Raw genomic sequence first — 19,986 nt, forward strand, 5'->3', positions numbered from 1 at the left:
CCCCTCTGGTCCGCCAGAGCCATTGATGCGTCGCAGGCGCAATGGAATGATATGGCTAAGAAAATGCTTATTGATGCCACCCACGCCGAGGAAACTCGGGTCGTGGTGGTCGACGGAAACAAGGTCGAGGAGTTTGACTTTGAAACCGTCAACAAGCGCCAGCTTGCTGGCAACATCTATCTTGCAAAGATAACGCGGGTCGAACCGTCGCTTCAGGCGGCCTTTGTCGATTACGGCGGCAACCGGCACGGATTTCTGGCTTTCGCCGAGATCCATCCCGATTATTACCAGATCCCGGTCGCCGATCGCAAAGCGCTGATCGAGGAAGAGCGCGCGTTCGCCCGCGCCGAGGAAGAAGAAGAAAACCGCCGCTCGCGCCGCCGCGCCCCGCGCCCGAAACCCGCCGCCGAAGAGACCAAGGCCGATGACGCCGTGACCTCGGGCCCGGCGGGCATGGATGTGGTCGACCTCGACGAAGATCACGAGGGTGACGACACGCCAGCCCCCGCGGCCGTGCCTGAGCAAGACGACACCAGCACCCACGACGCCGCGGCCGACGCAAACGGCGATGCGGGCGCCGACGGTGGCACGGGCGAGACGCCCTACCGCGCGATGGACCATGCCTCCGACACCGACGACGAAATCGAGTCGATCGCCGAAGAAGACGTGGCCGAGGAAATCAGCGCCCCGCGCAAGCCCCGCGCCCGTCGCTACAAGATTCAGGAAGTGATCAAAGTCCGCCAGATCATGCTGGTGCAGGTGGTCAAGGAAGAACGTGGCAACAAGGGCGCCGCACTCACCACCTATCTTTCCCTCGCAGGCCGCTACTGTGTCTTGATGCCCAACACCGCGCGTGGCGGTGGCATCAGCCGCAAGATCACCAATGCCGCCGACCGCAAGAAGCTCAAGGAAATCGCGGGCGAAATCGAAGTGCCGGAAGGTGCTGGCCTGATCATCCGCACCGCAGGCGCCAAGCGCACCAAGGCGGAAATCAAGCGCGATTACGAATACCTGATGCGGCTGTGGGAACAGATCCGCGAGCTTACGCTCAAATCCATCGCTCCTGCCCCCATCTACGAAGAGGGCAACCTGATCAAACGCTCGATCCGCGACCTTTACAACCGCGAGATTGACGAGGTTCTGGTCGAAGGCGAAGAAGGCTTCCGCACCGCCAAAGACTTCATGCGCATGATCATGCCGAACCATGCCAAGGCCGTGCAGCGCTACACCGACCCCACGCCGCTCTTCGCGCGCTATCAGGTCGAAGGCTACTTGGGCGGCATGTTCAACCCAACCGTGCAGCTCAAATCCGGCGGTTACATCGTCATCGGCATCACCGAGGCGCTGGTCGCCATCGACGTGAACTCGGGCCGCGCCACCAAGGAAGGCTCGATCGAGGAAACCGCGCTGAAAACCAACCTCGAGGCCGCCGAGGAGGTGGCCCGTCAGTTGCGTCTGCGCGACCTTGCCGGTCTGATCGTGATCGACTTCATCGACATGGAAGAGCGTCGCAACAACGCCGCCGTCGAAAAGCGCCTGAAAGACAAGCTGAAAACCGACCGCGCCCGCATTCAGGTGGGCCGCATCTCGGGCTTTGGCCTGATGGAGATGAGCCGCCAGCGCCTGCGCCCCGGCATGCTCGAATCCACCACCCAGCCTTGCCCACATTGCCACGGCACCGGCCTCATCCGCTCGGATGATTCGATGGCCTTGCAGGTTCTGCGCGCGCTGGAAGAAGAAGGCACCCGCAAACGCTCGAAAGAGGTGCTGCTCAAGGCGCCGGTCGGCATCATCAACTACCTGATCAACCAAAAGCGCGAACATATCGCGCTGATCGAAGCCCGCTATGGCATGTCCGTGCGGCTTGAAGCCGATCCCACGATGATCAGCCCGGATTACACCATCGAGAAGTTCAAAACCGCGCTGCGCGTGGTGCCGGAACCGGGTGCGGTGATCTCGGGCAATTCCAGCCTCATGGGCGCGCCAGTGGCCGAAGAGGATGACGAGGATCTGCCAATCGAGGAGGATGTCGAAGACGAGGCCGAGCCTGAGTCGGAGTCCGAGGCCGAAGCCAAGGCAGAGCCCGCCGCCGATGCGCGTCAGGGCGACGGCAATGGCAAGAAAAAGCGCCGTCGCCGCCGCCGCCGCAAGGGTCCGGGCGCGAATGGCGCGGAGGCCGAAGGCAATGGCGCGACCGATGAGGGCGACGCCGAAGGCGATGACGGCGACGAGGCCGAGGCCAGCGAAGCCGCCGCCCCTGTTGCCGCACCCGAGGCCGACGTGGCCCCGGCAGAGGCAACGGTCGACGCCCCCGCCCCCGAGGCCGAAGCGCCGAAAAAGCGCAGCCGCAGCCGCAAACCCAAGGCCGCTCCGGCCGAGGCTGCCGCAGCGGATGCGACAGCCCTCGCCGCCGAGCCTGTCGCTGAACCCACTGCTGAGGCGGAACCCGCCCCGGAAGCGCCCAAAAAGCGCAGCCGCAGCCGCAAGCCTAAAGTGACCGAAGCCGCAGCGGCCCCGGTCGAGGCCGCGGCAGACGCCGTGTCAGCGCCCGCACCGGCACCGGAGCCGACCGCCGAGGCGCCTCAGGTGGAAGCCCCCGCCCCGCAGGTGGCCGCACCCGCACCGCAGGTGGACGCCCCGGCACCGGTGGAAACGGCCGATGCCAGCGCAGCCACCCCAGAGGCCGCTCCAGAGGCCCCCACCGCGGAACCGGAGGCCGCGGCGCCTGCAACGGAACCCGCCGCCGAAGACACCGCCGCCAAGCCCAAGCGCAAAGGCTGGTGGTCGCTCAATCGCTAAGGCGCCATGACCAGATCGGGGCGGCAGATCACTCTGCCGCCCCTTTTTCTATCCGCTGCGCATGCGATGTTTCACCAAGGCCACGCCGATGTGACACCCCGCCCCCGTGACGCGCGCAGCACAGCAAGCTATCACAGGGCGAAAGGGGACCATGATCCATGTTCGGAATCGACCTGATCGACGCAGGCCTGCTGCCCGCCATGCTGATTGCACTGGCCGCAGGTGTGCTGTCCTTCCTCTCCCCTTGCGTGCTGCCCATTGTGCCGCCTTATCTCGCCTATATGGGCGGCATCTCGATGGGCGACATGCGCGACAATGCCAGCGCCCGCCGCCGCGTGATCCTGCCCGCCTTGTTCTTCGTGCTGGGTCTCTCGACCGTCTTTCTTCTGCTGGGCTTCACCGCCTCGGTGTTCGGGGCGTTCTTCCTGCAAAATCAGGTGCTGTTCTCGCGCATTTCCGGTGTGGTGGTCATCGTCTTCGGCCTGCACTTCCTTGGCGTCTTCCGCATCCCCTTGCTCGACCGCGAAGCCCGGCTCGATGCAGGCGACCGAGGCGGCACCGCGCTTGGCGCCTATGTTCTGGGTCTCGCCTTCGCCTTCGGCTGGACACCCTGCATCGGCCCGCAGCTGGGCGCCATCCTGTCGCTGGCCGCACAGGAAGGCTCGGTCCAGCGCGGCACGGCCCTGTTGGCCCTTTATGCGCTCGGCCTCGGCCTGCCGTTCCTGCTGGCCGCGGTGTTCGTGGAACGCTCGCTTGGCCTGATGCAGCGGCTCAAGCCCCATATGAAGACGATTGAACGGGTGATGGGCAGCCTTCTGCTGATCGTCGGTCTTGCGCTGGTCACCGGGGCCTTCACCGATTTCAGCTGGTGGCTCTTGGAAACCTTCGACCGTCTGGGAATCCCGCTTCTGGGCTGACCGCTTTTCCCTTAATTCTGCCCGAAATGCCGCCTAAACTGCGCTGGCAACGGGAGACACAGGCAGTGCAGGAACCGATCACGCCCGACACAGCGGTGCAAGGGCCAAGGCCCTTTCGCCGCCGCGTCTTCTATATCCCGGGCTATGATCCCATCCACCCGCGCCGCTACCGCGAACTCTACCGCCGCGAAGGTGCCGATCAGGCCGCCGTCTCCGGCTACAGGCTTTGCGTGCAGCCGCATCATGGCGAAGGCCTCTATGGCTGGCAGGTGCAAAGCCAGATCGGCGGCCGCCGGGCCGAAGCCGAGATCTCGGTGCTGGTCTGGTCCGATATCGTGCGCGACAGCATGTCGAACAGCATCCCTGCCACCTATGCGCAGCTTTTGCGCACCGCTTGGGCCTATATCGGCTCAGGCGCGCTGTTCCGGCTCATGCGTCTGCGCAAGGGGCCGGTGATCGCGGCGCTTTACCCGATCGTCCTTCTGCTCGCACAGCTGGCCTTGGCCTGCGCGATCGGCTGGGCGCTTGGCCACGTGCTGGCGGCCACGCTCCACCCCGCCCTGATCCTCGCCGGACTGATCCCGGTGCCGCTGGTCCTGCGCTGGTTCAAGGCGCATGACAACAAGATCTTCGCCTATTACCTGATGCACGACTTCGCCTTCTCGGCGCGCTGGAACGGCGCCCATCCCCCCTTGCTCGAGGCGCGGATGGCTGCATTCGCCGCCACCATCCGGGCGGCACTGGCGCAAGATCACGATGAGGTGCTGGTGGTCGGCCATTCCTCGGGCGCCCATCTGGCCATTTCCATCCTGTCCGATCTGCTGCGCGCGGGCCTGTCGCAAGGCCACCCGCCGCTGGCCTTCCTCTCCTTGGGCCAAGTGGTGCCCATGGTCAGCTTCCTGCCCGGCGCCACCCGCCTGCGCGCCGATCTGGCCTTTCTCGCGGCCCGCGACGACATCACTTGGGTCGATGTCACCGCGCCCGGAGATGGCTGCGCCTTCGCCCTGTGCGATCCGGTGGCGGTCAGCGGCGTGGCGCCGCCCCGCCCCCGCGGGCCACTGGTGCTTTCGGCGGCCTTTTCGCAAACCCTGTCGCCCGCCCGCTGGAAAGCCCTGCGCTGGCGCTTCTTTCGCCTGCACTTCCAATACCTCTGCGCCTTCGACCGCCCGCGCGATTACGACTATTTCCAGATCACCGCCGGGCCTGTGCCGCTGGCCCAGCGCTATGCCACCCGCGCCCCGTCCAAAAGCCGCATCACGCGCGCGGTCAACCGCTATACACACACGGCATGATCCCGCCCAAGCCCCCTTCCCGTCCCGACCGTGTCTCGCTTTGGCGTCACCTGCGGCTGTTCCGGCAAGACATCCTCTCGGCCCAGCCTGCCCGACTCTACCGCGCCTGGATGGCGGAATTTCGCACGCCCTTTTTCCGAAGCTATCTGTGCAACGATCCAGCCCTGATCGATCTGGTGCTGAAGGCCCGGCCCGATGATTTCCCCAAATCCAACCGCATCCGCGAAGGCCTGAACCCGCTCCTCGGCAATTCGGTCTTTGTCACCAACGGTGCCGAGTGGAAACGTCAGCGCCGCATCATCGACCCCGCCTTCGAAGGCGGACGCCTGCGCGACACCTTCCCCGCTATCTGGGCCGCGGCCACCGCCGCCACCGCCCGCCTCTCCCCCGGCACGGTCGAGGTGGAAGAGGCGATGAGCCATGCCGCCGCCGATGTGATCTTCCGCACCCTGTTCTCGATCCCGATCGAGCATCAGACCGCGCAGGCTGTTTTCCACGAGTTTCGTGCCTATCAGCGCAGCCAGCCGATCCTCAATCTTGCGGCCTTCCTGCCCTTGCCGCGCTGGATGCCCCGCCTGCACCGCAGACAAACCCTGCGCGCCGCGGCCCGCATCCGCGCCCTGATCACCGCGATGACCGACTCCCGCGCCGCCGAGATCGCCGCCGGGACCGCCCCCGACGATCTGGCCACCAAAATCATGCAAACGCCCGACCCGGAAACCGGGCATCGGTTCGACACCGGCGAAATGGTCGATCAGGTCGCCATCTTCTTCCTTGCGGGCCATGAAACCAGCGCCTCGGCCCTCGCGTGGGCGCTCTATCTTCTGGCCACCCACCCCGAGGCACAGGCCCGCGTCGCGGCCGAGGCGGCCACCTTACCCGATCAACCCGATTTCGCCGCATTGTCCCGGCTGAAATTTACCCGTGACGTCTTTCGGGAAACCCTGAGGCTCTATCCCCCGGTGCCGATGATGGTGCGCGAAACCACCTGCCCCGAAACCTTCCGCAGCCGCCCCGTGCCCCGTGGCGCGCAGATTGTCCTGTCGCCTTGGCACCTGCACCGGCACGAAAGGCTCTGGTCAGATCCCGACCACTTCGACCCCGACCGCTGGACGCGCAAGGACACAAAGCTCTGCGCCCGCGCCGCCTATATGCCCTTTTCCGCAGGCCCGCGCGTCTGCACCGGCGCAAGCTTTGCGATGGTCGAAGGCACGCTGCTGCTTGCGCATCTGCTCCGCGCCTATCAGGTCGCGCCGATTGCGGGCGATGTCCCGGTGCCGGTTGCCCATCTGACCGTCCGCGCGGCCCATGGCATTCGGCTGACGTTCACCCGACGGGCGCAGGCATCTGCATGTTCTGTTTAAAAATATCCTCGGGAGGGCGGAGGGCAAACAGCCCCCCGTCACCGCCAGCCGCTCATCGCGTCCTTACGACGCTCTGCGCGAGACGCGCCTAAAGGCCGCGCCGGGCGCGCGGATGCGCGTTCAGAGAATTTCGACGCGATAGGATTCGATCACCGTATTGGCCAAGAGCTTCTCGCACATGGCCTTCACGTCCGCCTCGGCCTGAGCGGCATCCGAAGCCGCCAGATCCAGCTCGATCACCTTGCCTTGACGCACACCGTTCACGCCCGCAAATCCCAATGTCCCCAGCGCATGGCGCACGGCCTCACCCTGCACATCCAGAACGCCGGCCTTCAACATCACGGTGACACGGGCTTTCATGGCAATTCCCCACATGGCTGTCCAAATTTCGCCCCACCCTTAGCGCCCCCTCCCCTTCGGAGCAAGAGGGCGCGCGGGGCTCACAAGGCGCAATGCGCCCCGCCCCGGCCGCGAGTCCAGCTAATTGATCAGCGTGGGCTTCGGGCTGTGGGTCACATTGGTGGGCAACACGCCCAGCCGCCGCGCAAGTTCAGTGTAAACATCGGCCATCGGACCGGGCTCGGCCACCGGCTGACCATCGCCCCGGTCGATCACCGGACGCATGTCCCAAAGGCGGCAATTGTCGGGGCTGATCTCATCGGCGACGATCAGGCGCATGTAATCGCCCTCCCAGACCCGGCCGAATTCGATGCGGAAATCGGCCAGACGCACGCCCACCCCCATCATCACCCCCGACAGAAAATCATTCACCCGCAGCGCAAGCAGCACCACATCATCCAGATCCTGCTGGCTGGCCCAGCCAAAGGCCACGATATGCTCTTCCGCCACCATCGGAGAGCTGAGCCGGTCGTCCTTGTAGTAATACTCCACAATCGGGCGCGGCAGGGCGGTCCCCTCGGGAATCCCCAGCTTGGTCGACAGCTCACCCGCCGCGAAATTGCGCACCACCACTTCCAGCGGCAGGATCTCGGCCATCCGCACCAGCTGCTCGCGCATGTTCAGCCGCTTGATGAAATGCGTGGGCACCCCCACACTGTTCAACCCGGTCATGAAGAATTCCGAAAGGCGGTTGTTCAGCACGCCCTTGCCCTCGGTCCCCTTGGCCTCGCTGGTGACCGGAGCCTCGGACGAGATGCCCTCATCCTTGAAATACTGAATCAGGGTGCCGGGTTCCGGACCGTCATAGAGGATCTTCGTCTTGCCCTCATAGACCTTCTTGCGCCGTGCCATGAACTCTCCGAAACAAATGCAGCAAGGGGCGGTGAAGCACCGCCCCGGCTGACTTTGTCTGGCCTATAAGCGAAGCCAGCCGGCACTGCAAGCCGCCGCACCGCGCAGGCAACACAGCGTCTCGCCTCCCCGTCTCCGCTTCCGTCGCTGCCCCCGTCGCAGCCCTCGTCTGCGCGCCTGTCGCAAACGTCATCGCCGCGCCACCGGGTGCTCTGCGCAAAGCCGCCCGCCGCCCCTTGCGGCACGGCGACCGGAAGGGCATATCTGACTCCAAGACTGTCCAACCAAGGGGCTCCCCAATGACCAGCTTCGACGATCGCGAAAATGCCTTCGAAACCAAATTCGCCCATGACGCCGAAATGCAGTTCCGCGCCGAAGCGCGTCGCAACAAGCTGGTGGGTCTCTGGGCCGCAGGGCTGATGGGGAAGTCCGGCGATGACGCCGCGGCCTATGCCATGTCGGTGGTGGAAGCCGATTTCGAAGAAGCCGGGATCGAAGATGTGGTGCGCAAGGTTGCCGCCGATCTGAACGGCAAGGCCAGCGCGGACGAGATCCGCGCCAAGATGTCGGAACTGCTCGTGACCGCCAAAGCCCAGCTGATGACCGAAATCTAAGCCCGCGTGCCGCGGCCCGGTCCTGCGCAGGCCCGGGCCGCGCGCGCCGTCTCTCGCGCCAAGGGCCTTGCCCTGCGGCGCCCGTCCCTTTCCATGCTCCGAGGCCCCGATGTCCCAAGACGCCCTGTCCAAGCTGCTTTCCACCCGCGACTGGCTGATGGCCGACGGCGCCACCGGGACCAACCTGTTCAACATGGGCCTCTCCTCGGGCGAACCGCCCGAGCTGTGGAACGTCGATCAGCCCGACAACATCCGCGCGCTCTATCGCGGCGCGGTGGAGGCAGGCTCCGACATCTTCCTCACCAACACCTTTGGCGGCAATGCCAGCCGGCTGAAGCTGCATCAGGCACAAGGCCGGGTGCACGAACTCAACCGCCTCGGGGCGGCCTTGGGGCGCGAGATTGCAGATGCGTCCGGCCGGACGGTCGTGGTCGCGGGCTCTGTCGGCCCCACGGGTGAGATCTTTGAACCCATGGGCACCCTGACCCATGCGCTCGCGGTCGAGATGTTCCACGAACAGGCGGAAGGGCTCAAGGCCGGGGGCGCCGATGTGCTCTGGATCGAAACCATCAGCGCGCCCGAAGAATACCGCGCCGCCGCCGAAGCCGCCGCCCTTGCCGGGATGCCATGGTGTGGCACCATGAGCTTTGACACCGCCGGGCGCACCATGATGGGCACCACCTCGGCGGCCATGGCCGAACTGGTGGAAAAACTCGCCAACCCGCCCTTGGCTTTCGGCGCCAATTGCGGGGTCGGCGCCTCTGACCTGATGCGCACCGTGCTGGGCTTTGTCTCCACCGGCACCGAACGCCCGCTCATCGCCAAAGGCAATGCCGGCATCCCGAAATATCACGATGGCCACATCCACTATGATGGCACGCCCGAGCTGATGGCCGAATATGCCGTGCTTGCGCGGGACGCCGGGGTGCGCATCATTGGCGGCTGCTGCGGCACCATGCCCGAGCATCTGAAAGCGATGCGGGCCGCGCTGGAGGCAAGGCCGCAAGGCCCGCGCCCCACGCTGGAAGACATCTCCGCGAAACTGGGCGGCTTCTCCTCGGCCTCGGATGGCACCGGCGACACGTCGAACGAGCCTCGCCGCGAACGGCGCAACCGCCGCGGCTGACCACGATTTTTCTGCGAAAAATCAACCGCGCCCCCTTCGACAAAAGGGCAGCGAAAGGTTTTTTCGCAGAAAAAACCCCTTCGAATTTTCGCAGAAAATTCGTCCGCCTCAGAACAGGCTCAACTGATCTCCCGCACGCGGTGGCGGCGCAAACAGATCGCAGCGCAACGGTGGCATCGCTTTGGCCAGCCCCAGCCGCGCCACCGCCTTGTCAAAGCGCTGTGCAATCAGCCCGGCCCAGACGCCCGTGCCGCGCATCCGCCGCCCCCAATCCGCATCATAATCCCGCCCCCCATGCATCTCGCGCACCCGCGCCATCACCTTGGCCGCCCGCTCGGGCACATGCCGGGCCAGCCAGTCCTGAAACAAGGGGGACACCTCTCGCGGCAGGCGCAACGCAATCCAGCTTGCCCCTTGCGCCCCTGCCTCCCGGCAGGCCGCCAGAATCTGGTCCAGCTCCGGATCGGTGAGTCCCGGAATCACCGGTGCCACCATCACCCGCACCGGCACCCCCGCCTCGGTCAAGCGCCGGATCATCTGCAACCGCCGTGCCGGGCTGGGCGCGCGGGGCTCTAGTCGCCGCGACAGGCCCGCATCCAGCGTGGTGACCGAAATCCCCACCCGCAGCAGGCCCTGCGCCGCCATCGGCGCCAGAATGTCCAGATCGCGCTCGATCAGCGCGCCCTTGGTGGTGATCGCGGTCGGATGGCGGAACGCCGCCAGCACCTCCAGCACCTGCCGCATCAGCCGATGCTCCGCCTCACACGGCTGATACGGGTCGGTGTTGGTGCCCAAGGCCACCGTCGCCACGCGATAGGCCCGCGCGCGCAGCTCCTCCGCCAGAACCGCCGCGATCCCCGGTCGTGCGATCAGCTTGGTCTCGAAATCCAGCCCCGGTGACAGGTTCAGATAGGCATGGCTCGGCCGCGCGAAGCAATAGATGCAGCCATGTTCGCAGCCACGATAGGGGTTCACCGAACGGTCAAACGGCAGATCGGGCGAGCGGTTGTAGGACAGCGCAGAACGGGGCCGCTCCAGCCGCACATCGGTGGCCAGAAGCCGCTCCTCCTCGGGCAGGTCCCAGCCATCCTCCAGCCGCGCGCGGGCTTGCGTCTCGAACCGCCCCGCCGCGTTGGAGGCAGCCCCCCGCGCCCGCAGGCGCTGGCCAGGCATCAGGCTGGCATCTGGCAACAAAGAGTCAGGCTTGCGCATAAAACAAACCATGAACAAAAGGATGGCAAAGTTCAACCCCTCACGGCAGCCCCCCTTGCTGTCGGCTTTCAGTCGGGGCATGTCGCAATTCGCAAAGTCGCAAATGCGATTTGGCCCCATGCAGAGTCCAAGACCCCCCGCCGCAGGAGCGCGCCCCATGGCTGACGATGACATCATCCTTTCCGAACTGTCGGATGACGAACTTGTGCTGCAAATGCACGACGACCTTTACGACGGTCTGAAGGAAGAGATCGAGGAAGGCGTCAATATCCTAATCGAACGCGGCTGGACACCCTATGACGTGCTCACCAAGGCGCTCGTCGCGGGAATGACCATCGTCGGCAATGATTTCCGTGACGGCATCCTCTTCGTGCCCGAAGTGCTGCTGTCGGCCAATGCGATGAAGGCCGGCATGTTCATCCTGAAGCCCCTTCTGGTGGAAACCGGCGCGCCGCGCATGGGGAAAATGGTGATCGGCACCGTCAAGGGGGACATCCACGACATCGGCAAGAACCTTGTCGCGATGATGATGGAAGGCGCAGGCTTCGAGGTGCTGGATTTGGGCATCAACAATTCGGTCGAAAAGTATCTCGAGGCCTTGGAAGCCGAAAAGCCCGATATCCTCGGCATGTCGGCGCTCTTGACCACCACCATGCCCTATATGAAGGTCGTGATCGACACGATGAAGGAAAAGGGTCTGCGCGACGATTACATCGTGCTGGTGGGCGGCGCGCCGCTGAATGAGGAATTCGGCCGCGCCATCGGGGCCGATGCCTATTGCCGCGATGCCGCCGTGGCCGTGGAAACCGCCAAGGCTTGGGTCGCGCGCAAGCACAACCAACTCAGCGCCTGACCGCGCCCGCAAAGAACGAACCGCCCCGGCGTCAGCGACGACCGGGGCTTTTTTATGCATTTCGGGCTTCACATTCCTGACACAAGCGACCACATTCCCCTTAAGGAAAAGGAGTATCGGATGCCCCTCCCCCTGTTTCTGGCGATGCTGGCCTTTGTGATCACCGCAGCCGGCGCCACCTTGGCCCTTGCGCTTTGGGCGCAGGTGCCGCTTCTGGCGCTTGCCCTCGCGGCCCTTGCGGGCAGCTTCATGCTCGGCCTGCGGCAGTGGCGCTAACGCCCCTTGATGATGACACGCTGACCACGCGCGGGCTTGCCCTCTCGCCACCGGCAACGGCGGCCGCGCAGCGGGTTCTGCTCATCGCCTGCGGCGCGCTTGCGCATGAAATCCTCGCGCTCAAGGCAGCCAATGCTTGGGCGCATCTCGATGTGCAATGCCTGCCCGCCAATCTCCACCTCTGGCCTGACCGCATCCCCGCCGCAGTCGAACAAGCCGTCCTGTCCCACCGTGCCGCCTATGCCCAGATCTTTGTGGTCTATGCCGATTGCGGCACGGGCGGGCTCTTGCAGGCCAAATGCGCCGCATTGGGTGTGCAAATGGTGGAAGGCCCGCATTGCTACAGCTTTTTCGAAGGCAATGCCGCCTTTGCCGCCAAGGCCGAAGACGAATTCACGGCCTTCTACCTCACCGATTTTCTGGTGCGCCAGTTCGATGCCTTTGTCTGGCGCCCCATGGGGCTCGACCGCCACCCCGAATTGCGTGACATCTACTTTGCCCATTACACCAAGCTGATCTATCAGGCCCAAACCAACGACCCCGCGCTCGATGCCAAGGCCGCCGCCTGCGCTGCCCGGCTGAACCTTGCCTATGAACGGCGGTTTACCGGCTATGGCGACCTTGCCATCACCTTGGCAAAGGTTGCAGCCCCCGGCGCCGCCCCCTAATCTGCACGCTCAGACCCGCGCGCAGCCTGCGCCGGAGGCTTCGCCCGAGGTGCCATGCGTTCCAGCCCCGTTCCGCTCCCTGCCGCGCTCTCGGAGCTTGCCTTCCTTGGCGATCGGCTCAGCACCCATCGCGCCGTGCGCGACCATCACAGCCAGTCCGAAAGCCATATCCGCAGCCGCAGCCCCGATGCGGTGGCCTTCCCCGAAACCACCGCCGAAGTGGCGCAGATCGCGCGCATCTGCAGCCGCCATGCCCTGCCGATGATCGGCTGGGGGGCAGGCACCTCGCTCGAAGGCCATGCCCTCGCCGTGCAAGGCGGGCTCACCCTCAATTTCAGCCGCATGAACAAGCTGCTGGCCGTCCATCCCGAAGATCGCATCGCCATCGTGCAACCCGGCATCACGCGTGAGGCGCTCAATACCGAACTGCGCGCCACCGGGCTGTTCTTTCCGGTCGATCCCGGCGCCAATGCCAGCTTGGGCGGCATGGCCATGACTCGCGCCTCGGGCACCACCGCCGTGCGCTATGGCACGATGCGCCACAATGTGCTGGGGTTCGAGGTTGTGCTGGCAGACGGTCAGATCCTGCGCACCGGCTCCACCGCGCCCAAATCCGCCTCCGGCTATGATCTCACCGCCCTTCTGGTCGGCTCCGAAGGCACGCTGGGGCTGGTGACCGAGCTCACCTTGCGCCTACAAGGCCAGCCCGAAGCGGTCTCTGCCGCCCTCTGCGCCTTCCCCACCATCGCCGCGGCGGTGGATTGCGTCACCCTGACCATCCAGATGGGTCTGCCCATGGCGCGGATCGAGTTTCTGGACACCGAGGCCGTTGCCGCCTGCGCCGCCTGGTCGGGGCAAGCCCTCACGCCGGCGCCACACCTGCTCGTCGAATTCCACGGCAGTCCCGAAAGCGTCGCCGAACAGGCCACCCGCTTTGGCGAGATGGCGCGCGACCATGGCTGCGCGGGCTTTCACTGGGCCAAGGCACAGGAAGACCGCACCCGGTTGTGGAAGATGCGCCATCAGGCCTATCCCGCCATCCTCGCACGGCGCCCCGGCGCCACCGCGCTCGTCACCGATGTCTGTGTCCCGATCTCCGCGCTTGCGCAAGCGGTCGAGGAAACCCGCGCCGACATTGCTGCCAGCGGCATCCCCGGGCCCATCCTCGGCCATGTCGGTGATGGCAATTTCCACGCGATCCTGCTGGTCCAGCCCGAGGATGCCGCCGAACAGGCGATTGCCAAGCAGCTTTCTGACCGCATGGCGGCGCGCGCCTTGCGTCTGGGCGGCACCATCACCGGCGAACATGGGATCGGCCTTGGCAAGCTTGGCCATATGGCCGCCGAACATGGCGCCGCTTGGGCGGTGATGGGTGCCATCAAACGCGCCCTCGATCCGCAAGGCCTGCTCAACCCCGGCAAACTGGTGCCCCAATGACTCAACCCACCGATTTTCCCCGCGCTTTTGCCGCCGCCTTCGGCAGCCAGAACGCCGAGGCTCTGGCCGCGCTGTTTGGCGAGGACGGCAGCTTCCACAGCCTGACAGGCCATTGGGCCGAAGGCCGCCGCGACATCACCCGCGGGCTTCAGCAGGAATTCGCGGGCCTGTCACGCATGGCGCGGCTCGTCACCGGCAAAGTCACCCTGCGCCCCATCGGCCCGGGGGCCACCATCCTGCACCAGCGCTTTGTCGTCACGGGCCTGCGCGATGCCAGCGGCGCCGAATTACCGCGCATCGGCGCCTTGCTCACCGCTGTCCTCGTCGCCAAAGGCACCGGCTGGCTTGCGCTCACCGCCACTTTCGCGGTGGTGGAAGGCTGACCCGGCGCCCCCGCGCTGCATTGCACCTTTCACAAATACTCCCGCGCGGAGCGCCCTTCTTTCCCATACGCTCGATACGCGCGGCGCCCTCACCCCACCGGCGCCCGCGCCGCCTCGCGCAAGGCTGAGCCGTCCCACCGGCTTGCACCTTTCTCAAATACTCCCGCGCGGAGCGCCCTTCTCGCCCGCAGGGTCGATCCGCGCGCCGCCGTTACCCCAGAAGCGCCCGCGCCGCCTCACGCAAGGCTGAGCCGCCCCACCGGCTTGCACCTTTCTCAAATACTCCCGCGCGGAGCGCCCTTCTCTCCCGCAGGGTCGATCCGCACGCCGTCGTTACCCCAGAAGCGCCCGCGCCGCCTCGCGTGCGGCGTCGCTCACCGTGTCGCCCGACAGCATCCGCGCGATCTCTTCCACCCGCTCGCCCGGAGACAGCGGCACCACGGTCGACAGGGTCTGCCCGGCCTCCACCCGCTTTTCCACGCGCCAATGATGCGCCCCCAGCGCCGCCACCTGCGGGCTGTGGGTCACCACCAACACCTGCGCCGTGTCCGACAACAGCTTCAACCGCCGCCCCACCGCATCGGCGGTCGCCCCGCCGACGCCGCGGTCGATCTCGTCAAAGATCATGGTCAGCCCTTCGGCCTGCCCGGTCAGACACACTTTCAGCGCCAAGAGGAAACGGCTCAACTCCCCGCCTGACGCGATCTTGTTCAGCGCCCCCGAAGGCGCGCCGGGGTTGGTGGCGACGGTAAAGGTCACCTCATCCGCGCCCTCCGGCCCATCCTCGCCGCGCGTGACCGCCGTCACGAACACCGCCCGTTCCATCTTCAAGGGTGCAAGCTCGGCCGCCATCGCCCGGTCCAGACGCGCCGCAGCCTCTTGCCGCGCCGCCGTCAGCCGCGCGGCCTCGGCCTTCCACGCGGCCTCGGCCTCGGCCACCGTCCGTTGCAAGGCCCCGATCCCCGCCGCGCCATTGTCCAAGGCCAGCAAGCGCGCGCGCAGATCCCCGGCAAAGCCGCCCAAGTCATCGGGCAACACCCCATGCTTGCGGGCCAGCGCGCGAATCGCGAACAAGCGCTCTTCCACCGCCTCCAGGTCGCCCGGATTCACATCCAGACCGGCCAGACAGGCCTCTACCCCGGCCTGCGCCTCGGACAGCTCGATCAGCGCCCGCCCGATCGCCGCCAAGGGCGCCTCAAGCGCCCCCTCGGCCCGGTCCGCCGCCCCTTCGAGCCAGCGCGTCGCATCGCGCAACGCCGCTTCGGCGCCATCCTCCGACAGCATCTGCAAGGCCCGCGCCACATCCGCCCGGATGCGCTCGGCCCCTTGCATCGCGCGGCGGCGCAGGTCCAGCACCGCCTCCTCCCCCGGCTCGGGGTTCAGCTTGTCCAACTCCGCCACCGCATGGCGCAGGAACTCTTCCTCCGCCCGCGCCGCCGCCAGCGCGACCTCCGCCTCGGCCAAGGCCGCCCGCGCCACCCGCGCCGCCGCCCAGGCCCGGCGCGAGGCGCCCAGATCCAGCCCGGCGAATGTGTCCAACAGCGCCCGATGCCCGCGCGGGTTCAGCAAGCCCCGGTCATCATGCTGCCCATGCAGTTCCACCAAGCCTTCCGACAGCGCGCGCAGCACCTCTCCCGACACCCGGCGGTCGTTCACATAGGCGGTCTTGCGGCCATCGGCCGTGTTCACCCGGCGCAGGATCAGCTCATCCTCGGCCTCGATCCCGGCATCGGCCAGCACCGCATGCGCCGCATGGCCGGGCGCCAGATCAAACACCGCCGTCACCTCGCCTTGCGCCGCGCCTGCGCGCACCAGCTCGGCCCGCCCGCGCCAGCCCAGCACAAAGCCCAAGGCATCCAGCAGAATGGATTTCCCCGCCCCGGTCTCCCCGGTCAGCACATTCAGGCCTGCCCCCAATTCAAGGGACAGCCGATCAATGATCAACACATCGCGGATATCAAGCGAACGGAGCATAGGTTTTCCCGTAGGGCGGGGCTTACCCCGCCATCCTCACAGCCATTCGCCGCGCACCATCTGCCGATAGACCTGCGACAGCCAGCTGTCACCCCGCGCTTCTGGCGCCAGCCCCCGGCCTTTCAGCAAGCGGAAACTGTCGTCGTAGAAAGGCGAAGACTGATAGTTAAAGCCCAGAATCGCCGCCGACGTCTGCGCCTCGGCCGTAAGCCCCAGCCCCAGATAGGCCTCTGTCAGCCGGTGCAAGGCTTCGGCAGTGTGAGTCGTGGTCTGGAAATCCTGCACCACGGTGCGGAACCGGTTGATCGCCGCCGTATATTGCCGCCGCTTCAGGTAATAGCGGCCGATCTCCATTTCCTTGCCCGCCAGATGGTCAAAGGCCAGCTCGAATTTCAACATCGCCGACCGCGCGTAATCGCTGTCCGGATATTGCTCAATCACCGTCCGCATGCCTTGCAGCGCCTGAAAGGTCAGGCCCTGATCGCGGCCCACTTCATCGATCTGGTCATAATAGGACAGCGCCATCAGATAGGCGGCATAGGGCGCATCCTCATCGCCGGGATAAGTGTCAAGGAAACGCTGCGCGGTGGACCGCGCCTCTTCATATTCCTTGGCCTTGTGCTGGCTGAAAGCCTGCATGATCAGCGACCGCTTGGCCCATTCCGAATAGGGATAAAGCCGTTCCACTTCCTGAAAATAGCGGATCGCATCCTTGGGGCGTGACCCGGTTTCCAGCTCCAGCTCGCCCTGCTTGTAAATCTCTTCCGCCGTATAGCTGTCCAGCGCGCGTTCCTGCGTGCCACCGCCACAAGCCGAAAGAAACGACAGAACGAGCGCGATGCTCAGCCATTTCGCGCCCGATTTTCCGACTGCCATCGTCTGCCTATCCATCAAACCACCCGGACCCTGCGCTCAGAATGGCGCCCTGTCCGCCCTGTTGCAGTCGTCCTAGCACAGAAAAATCGGCGGCGCAAAACGCCTTTGCACTGCCGATCACAAGCCTGTCAGGCCGTTGCGGGAAGATCGCTGCGATGCACGCCCATCCCGGGCAACTTGCCAACGGTCATTGCGCCGCATTCCACCATGCGCCACGCGGTCGGATCGGCGAACAAGGCCACCAGCAACCGGTTCGTCATCGCATGACCGGCGCGGATTCCGGTGTAGCGGCCCAGAATCGGCCCGCCCGCCAGATACAGGTCGCCCATCGCGTCCAGCATCTTGTGGCGCACGGGCTCGTCGCGGTGGCGCAAGCCGCCCGGCGACAGCACACGGTCGCCCTCGAACACCACCGCATTGTCCAGCGTGCCCCCCAGCGCAAGCCCGCGCGCGCGCATCGCATCCACATCCGACTGGCGGCAGAACGTGCGGCTGTCCGCCAGTTCGCGCACGAAAGCGCCGTTCGACAGGTTCAGATGCTTGGCCTGCGAGCCAATCGCCGCTTCCTCGAAATGAATCGAGAAATCGATCTCCAGCATATCTGCCGGGTCCAGCCGCGCCACTGCCGCGCCGTCGCGCACTTCCACCGGCTTCAACACCCGGATCGCCCGCACCGGTGCCGATTGCTCGATCAGCCCCTTCGCCAGAAACGCATCCACAAAGGCCAGCGCCGAGCCGTCCAGAATCGGCACTTCCGGCCCGTCAATCTCGATCACCGCATTGTGGATCGCACAGCCCGCCAGCGCCGCCATGATGTGCTCGATGGTGGACACCTCCACCCCCGCCGCATTGCGGATCAGCGTGCACAGTTGCGACGGCACCACCTGATCCCAACGCGCCGCGATCATCGTATCGCCGCTGGCAATATCCGTGCGCTTGAACCAGATGCCGTAATCTGCCGAAGCAGGCCGCACCACCATGCGCACGGGCGCGCCAGAGTGCAAACCCCGGCCTTCAAACACCACAGCGGATTTCAGCGTATTCTGCACAGTCAGACCCCTGGCCTATCGAAACATATCACGGAAAGACAACAGCCCCATTGGCCGCGCCGTTCCCTGATAGTGAATTAAGGATTCATGAAGCCAAAGCCAACTCACGCTTTATGTCGAAGGATGACACCAGAAAACTCAGGTAAGGCGATGATATAAAACAAAAAAGCCCGCACAAGCTGCGGGCTTTCCTGCAAATGTTACAGATCTGTCTCAGTTCGCCTGACGGCGAAGAAACGCTGGAATCTCAATGCGCTCCTGATCGGCGCTCAATTCCGGCTCGTCATCATAGGACGTGACCGGAGGCTGCTGGCGCGACGGCGCCGGGCGCTCGGCCGCCTGCGGCTCATGGCCGCCACCCGCCATACGGTTGATCAGCGACCCGATGCCAAAGCGGGGACGCGCCTGCTCGGCCGCCGGTTGTGCCGGTGCAGCCTGACGCGGCGCTGCGGGCTGACGCGGAGCGGGCGCGGCCTGTGCCGGACCGCGAGACACGGCAGCCTGCAACCGCGCCAGCGCCTCGGGCGACGGGGTGCCAGCGGCGCGCGGACGCGGTGCCACGAAGGCGGCGGCATCGTCATGCATCGGCACACCACGGGCGGCGGCAGGCTGCGGGCGATAGGCCGGTTCGGGCAAATCGTCATGCGCCTCGGCCGCCGGGGCCTGATACGGCGCGCGGGCAGGCACGGCATCAAACAGTTGCGGCTGCTGCGGTTGCTGCGGCGCAGGCTGATGCTGCATCGGCTGCGGAGCCGGTGCCATGTGCTGCACAGGGGCCGGTTGCGGCGCAGGCGCCTCGACCGGGGCGGTCAGGTGCGACGGCAGCGGCGCCGCCATCGACCGGCGCGCCACCGGGGTTTCCGCCTTGGCCACGGCCACATCGATCCCGGTCGCCACCACCGAAACGCGCAGCATGCCTTCCATGCTGGTGTCCAGAGTCGAGCCCACGATGATATTCGCGTCCGGGTCGACCTTCTCACGGATGATATTCGCGGCCTCGTCCAGTTCGAACAAAGTCAGATCATATCCACCGGTGATGTTGATCAGCACGCCCTTGGCGCCGTTCAGGCTGATTTCGTCCAGCAGCGGGTTGGCAATCGCCTTCTCGGCGGCCTGCACGGCGCGATCCTCGCCCGAGGCTTCCCCGGTGCCCATCATCGCCTTGCCCATTTCGTCCATCACGGCGCGCACGTCCGCGAAGTCAAGGTTGATCAGACCCGGACGAACCATGAGATCCGTCACACCCTTGACGCCCTGATACAGCACGTCATCCGCCATGGCGAAGGCTTCGGTAAAGGTGGTGCGCTCATTCGCCAACCGGAACAGGTTCTGGTTCGGAATGATGATCAGCGTATCCACCACCTTTTGCAGCGCCTCGATCCCGTCCTCGGCCTGCTTCATGCGCTTGTTGCCTTCAAACTGGAACGGCTTGGTGACAACGCCCACCGTCAGCACGCCCAGTTCGCGCGCGGCCTGCGCAATGATCGGGGCCGCCCCTGTGCCGGTGCCACCGCCCATGCCAGCGGTGATAAAGCACATATGCGCCCCCGCCAGATGATCGACGATCTCCTCGATGGTCTCCTCGGCAGCGGCAGCCCCCACCGTCGGGCGCGCGCCTGCCCCAAGCCCTTCCGTCGCCTTGATCCCCATCTGGATCTTCGACGTGGCTTTCGACTGTTGCAACGCCTGCGCATCGGTATTGGCCACGACGAACTCAACCCCTTCCAGGTTCTGCTCGATCATGTTGTTGACTGCGTTGCCCCCTGCACCACCGACACCAAACACGGTGATCCGGGGCTTCAGCTCTTCGCGCTGCGCGTTCACGATGAAGTTGAGTGCCATTGCCTATCCGCCTGTCTTTTGTTGTGCCGCCAGAGGTCTTCTTGCCGCCGCGT

Annotated in this window: 18 protein-coding genes; 11 read left to right on the top strand and 7 right to left on the bottom strand. The window is 65.7% G+C overall.

The window, feature by feature from the left end; translation table 11 throughout:
• Nucleotides 1-51: 51 nt before the first annotated feature.
• From CUR21_RS10515 to CUR21_RS10530, 4 genes are all read left to right on the top strand, one after another.
• Nucleotides 52-2,799 (top strand): ribonuclease E/G, encoded by a 2,748-nt coding sequence (locus tag CUR21_RS10515; protein ID WP_100196997.1) that lies wholly within the window; start codon nucleotides 52-54, stop codon nucleotides 2,797-2,799.
• A gap of 158 nt (nucleotides 2,800-2,957) precedes the next feature.
• Nucleotides 2,958-3,716, top strand: coding sequence for a cytochrome c biogenesis CcdA family protein (locus CUR21_RS10520; RefSeq protein WP_100196998.1), 759 nt, complete (start codon nucleotides 2,958-2,960; stop codon nucleotides 3,714-3,716).
• A 65-nt stretch (nucleotides 3,717-3,781) separates the two neighbouring features.
• Nucleotides 3,782-5,008, top strand: a complete 1,227-nt coding sequence (locus CUR21_RS10525; RefSeq protein WP_232622757.1) for a hypothetical protein — start codon at nucleotides 3,782-3,784, stop codon at nucleotides 5,006-5,008.
• Nucleotides 5,005-6,372, top strand: a complete 1,368-nt coding sequence (locus CUR21_RS10530; RefSeq protein ID WP_100196999.1) for a cytochrome P450 — start codon at nucleotides 5,005-5,007, stop codon at nucleotides 6,370-6,372. Before CUR21_RS10525 ends, CUR21_RS10530 begins: the two co-directional genes overlap by 4 nt.
• 120 nt (nucleotides 6,373-6,492) lie before the next feature.
• On the opposite strand, the gene purS is transcribed toward CUR21_RS10530, so the two are convergent.
• Together purS and CUR21_RS10540 are read right to left on the bottom strand one after the other, a co-directional pair.
• Nucleotides 6,493-6,732, bottom strand: a complete 240-nt coding sequence (gene purS / locus CUR21_RS10535) for a phosphoribosylformylglycinamidine synthase subunit PurS (protein ID WP_100197492.1) — start codon at nucleotides 6,730-6,732, stop codon at nucleotides 6,493-6,495.
• Between the two features lie 120 nt (nucleotides 6,733-6,852).
• Nucleotides 6,853-7,623 (bottom strand): phosphoribosylaminoimidazolesuccinocarboxamide synthase, encoded by a 771-nt coding sequence (locus CUR21_RS10540; RefSeq protein WP_100197000.1) that lies wholly within the window; start codon nucleotides 7,621-7,623, stop codon nucleotides 6,853-6,855.
• Between the two features lie 299 nt (nucleotides 7,624-7,922).
• On the opposite strand from CUR21_RS10540, the gene CUR21_RS10545 reads away from it, so the two are divergent.
• Both CUR21_RS10545 and bmt read left to right on the top strand, forming a co-directional pair.
• Nucleotides 7,923-8,237 carry a DUF1476 domain-containing protein gene (locus CUR21_RS10545; protein ID WP_100197001.1) on the top strand — a complete coding sequence of 105 codons (315 nt, stop codon included), beginning with the start codon at nucleotides 7,923-7,925 and terminating at the stop codon, nucleotides 8,235-8,237.
• A gap of 109 nt (nucleotides 8,238-8,346) precedes the next feature.
• Nucleotides 8,347-9,363, top strand: a complete 1,017-nt coding sequence (gene bmt / locus CUR21_RS10550) for a betaine--homocysteine S-methyltransferase (protein ID WP_100197002.1) — start codon at nucleotides 8,347-8,349, stop codon at nucleotides 9,361-9,363.
• 108 nt (nucleotides 9,364-9,471) lie between these two features.
• Here the strand turns inward: bmt and CUR21_RS10555 are convergent, their stop codons facing one another.
• A complete protein-coding gene (locus tag CUR21_RS10555; RefSeq protein ID WP_100197493.1) occupies nucleotides 9,472-10,575 on the bottom strand; it encodes a PA0069 family radical SAM protein in 1,104 nt (367 codons plus the stop codon).
• A gap of 157 nt (nucleotides 10,576-10,732) precedes the next feature.
• Between CUR21_RS10555 and CUR21_RS10560 the strand changes: the two genes are divergently transcribed.
• From CUR21_RS10560 to CUR21_RS10575, 5 genes are all read left to right on the top strand, one after another.
• Complete coding sequence (locus CUR21_RS10560) at nucleotides 10,733-11,428, top strand: B12-binding domain-containing protein (protein WP_100197003.1); 696 nt, start codon at nucleotides 10,733-10,735, stop codon at nucleotides 11,426-11,428.
• Between the two features lie 120 nt (nucleotides 11,429-11,548).
• Nucleotides 11,549-11,704 (top strand): hypothetical protein, encoded by a 156-nt coding sequence (locus tag CUR21_RS18785; RefSeq protein ID WP_198431675.1) that lies wholly within the window; start codon nucleotides 11,549-11,551, stop codon nucleotides 11,702-11,704.
• The gene (locus CUR21_RS10565; RefSeq protein WP_100197004.1) at nucleotides 11,695-12,372 is read left to right on the top strand and encodes a DUF1638 domain-containing protein; all 678 of its coding nucleotides are present in this window, start codon (nucleotides 11,695-11,697) and stop codon (nucleotides 12,370-12,372) included. Before CUR21_RS18785 ends, CUR21_RS10565 begins: the two co-directional genes overlap by 10 nt.
• A 54-nt stretch (nucleotides 12,373-12,426) precedes the next feature.
• Nucleotides 12,427-13,809 carry an FAD-binding oxidoreductase gene (locus CUR21_RS10570; RefSeq protein ID WP_100197005.1) on the top strand — a complete coding sequence of 461 codons (1,383 nt, stop codon included), beginning with the start codon at nucleotides 12,427-12,429 and terminating at the stop codon, nucleotides 13,807-13,809.
• Nucleotides 13,806-14,192 (top strand): nuclear transport factor 2 family protein, encoded by a 387-nt coding sequence (locus CUR21_RS10575; protein ID WP_100197006.1) that lies wholly within the window; start codon nucleotides 13,806-13,808, stop codon nucleotides 14,190-14,192. Before CUR21_RS10570 ends, CUR21_RS10575 begins: the two co-directional genes overlap by 4 nt.
• Nucleotides 14,193-14,525: 333 nt before the next feature.
• On the opposite strand, the gene recN is transcribed toward CUR21_RS10575, so the two are convergent.
• From recN to ftsZ, 4 genes are all read right to left on the bottom strand, one after another.
• Complete coding sequence (gene recN / locus CUR21_RS10580) at nucleotides 14,526-16,166, bottom strand: DNA repair protein RecN (protein ID WP_100197007.1); 1,641 nt, start codon at nucleotides 16,164-16,166, stop codon at nucleotides 14,526-14,528.
• A 36-nt stretch (nucleotides 16,167-16,202) separates the two neighbouring features.
• Complete coding sequence (locus CUR21_RS10585) at nucleotides 16,203-17,042, bottom strand: outer membrane protein assembly factor BamD (protein WP_100197008.1); 840 nt, start codon at nucleotides 17,040-17,042, stop codon at nucleotides 16,203-16,205.
• A 128-nt stretch (nucleotides 17,043-17,170) separates the two neighbouring features.
• Nucleotides 17,171-18,091 carry a UDP-3-O-acyl-N-acetylglucosamine deacetylase gene (lpxC, locus tag CUR21_RS10590; RefSeq protein ID WP_100197009.1) on the bottom strand — a complete coding sequence of 307 codons (921 nt, stop codon included), beginning with the start codon at nucleotides 18,089-18,091 and terminating at the stop codon, nucleotides 17,171-17,173.
• Nucleotides 18,092-18,304: 213 nt separating this feature from the next.
• Nucleotides 18,305-19,933: a cell division protein FtsZ gene (gene ftsZ / locus CUR21_RS10595; RefSeq protein ID WP_100197010.1), complete on the bottom strand. Its 1,629-nt coding sequence runs from the start codon at nucleotides 19,931-19,933 to the stop codon at nucleotides 18,305-18,307.
• Nucleotides 19,934-19,986 lie beyond the last annotated feature (53 nt).

This window comes from Pseudorhodobacter sp. MZDSW-24AT (assembly GCF_002794355.1).
Classification (GTDB): domain Bacteria; phylum Pseudomonadota; class Alphaproteobacteria; order Rhodobacterales; family Rhodobacteraceae; genus Pseudotabrizicola.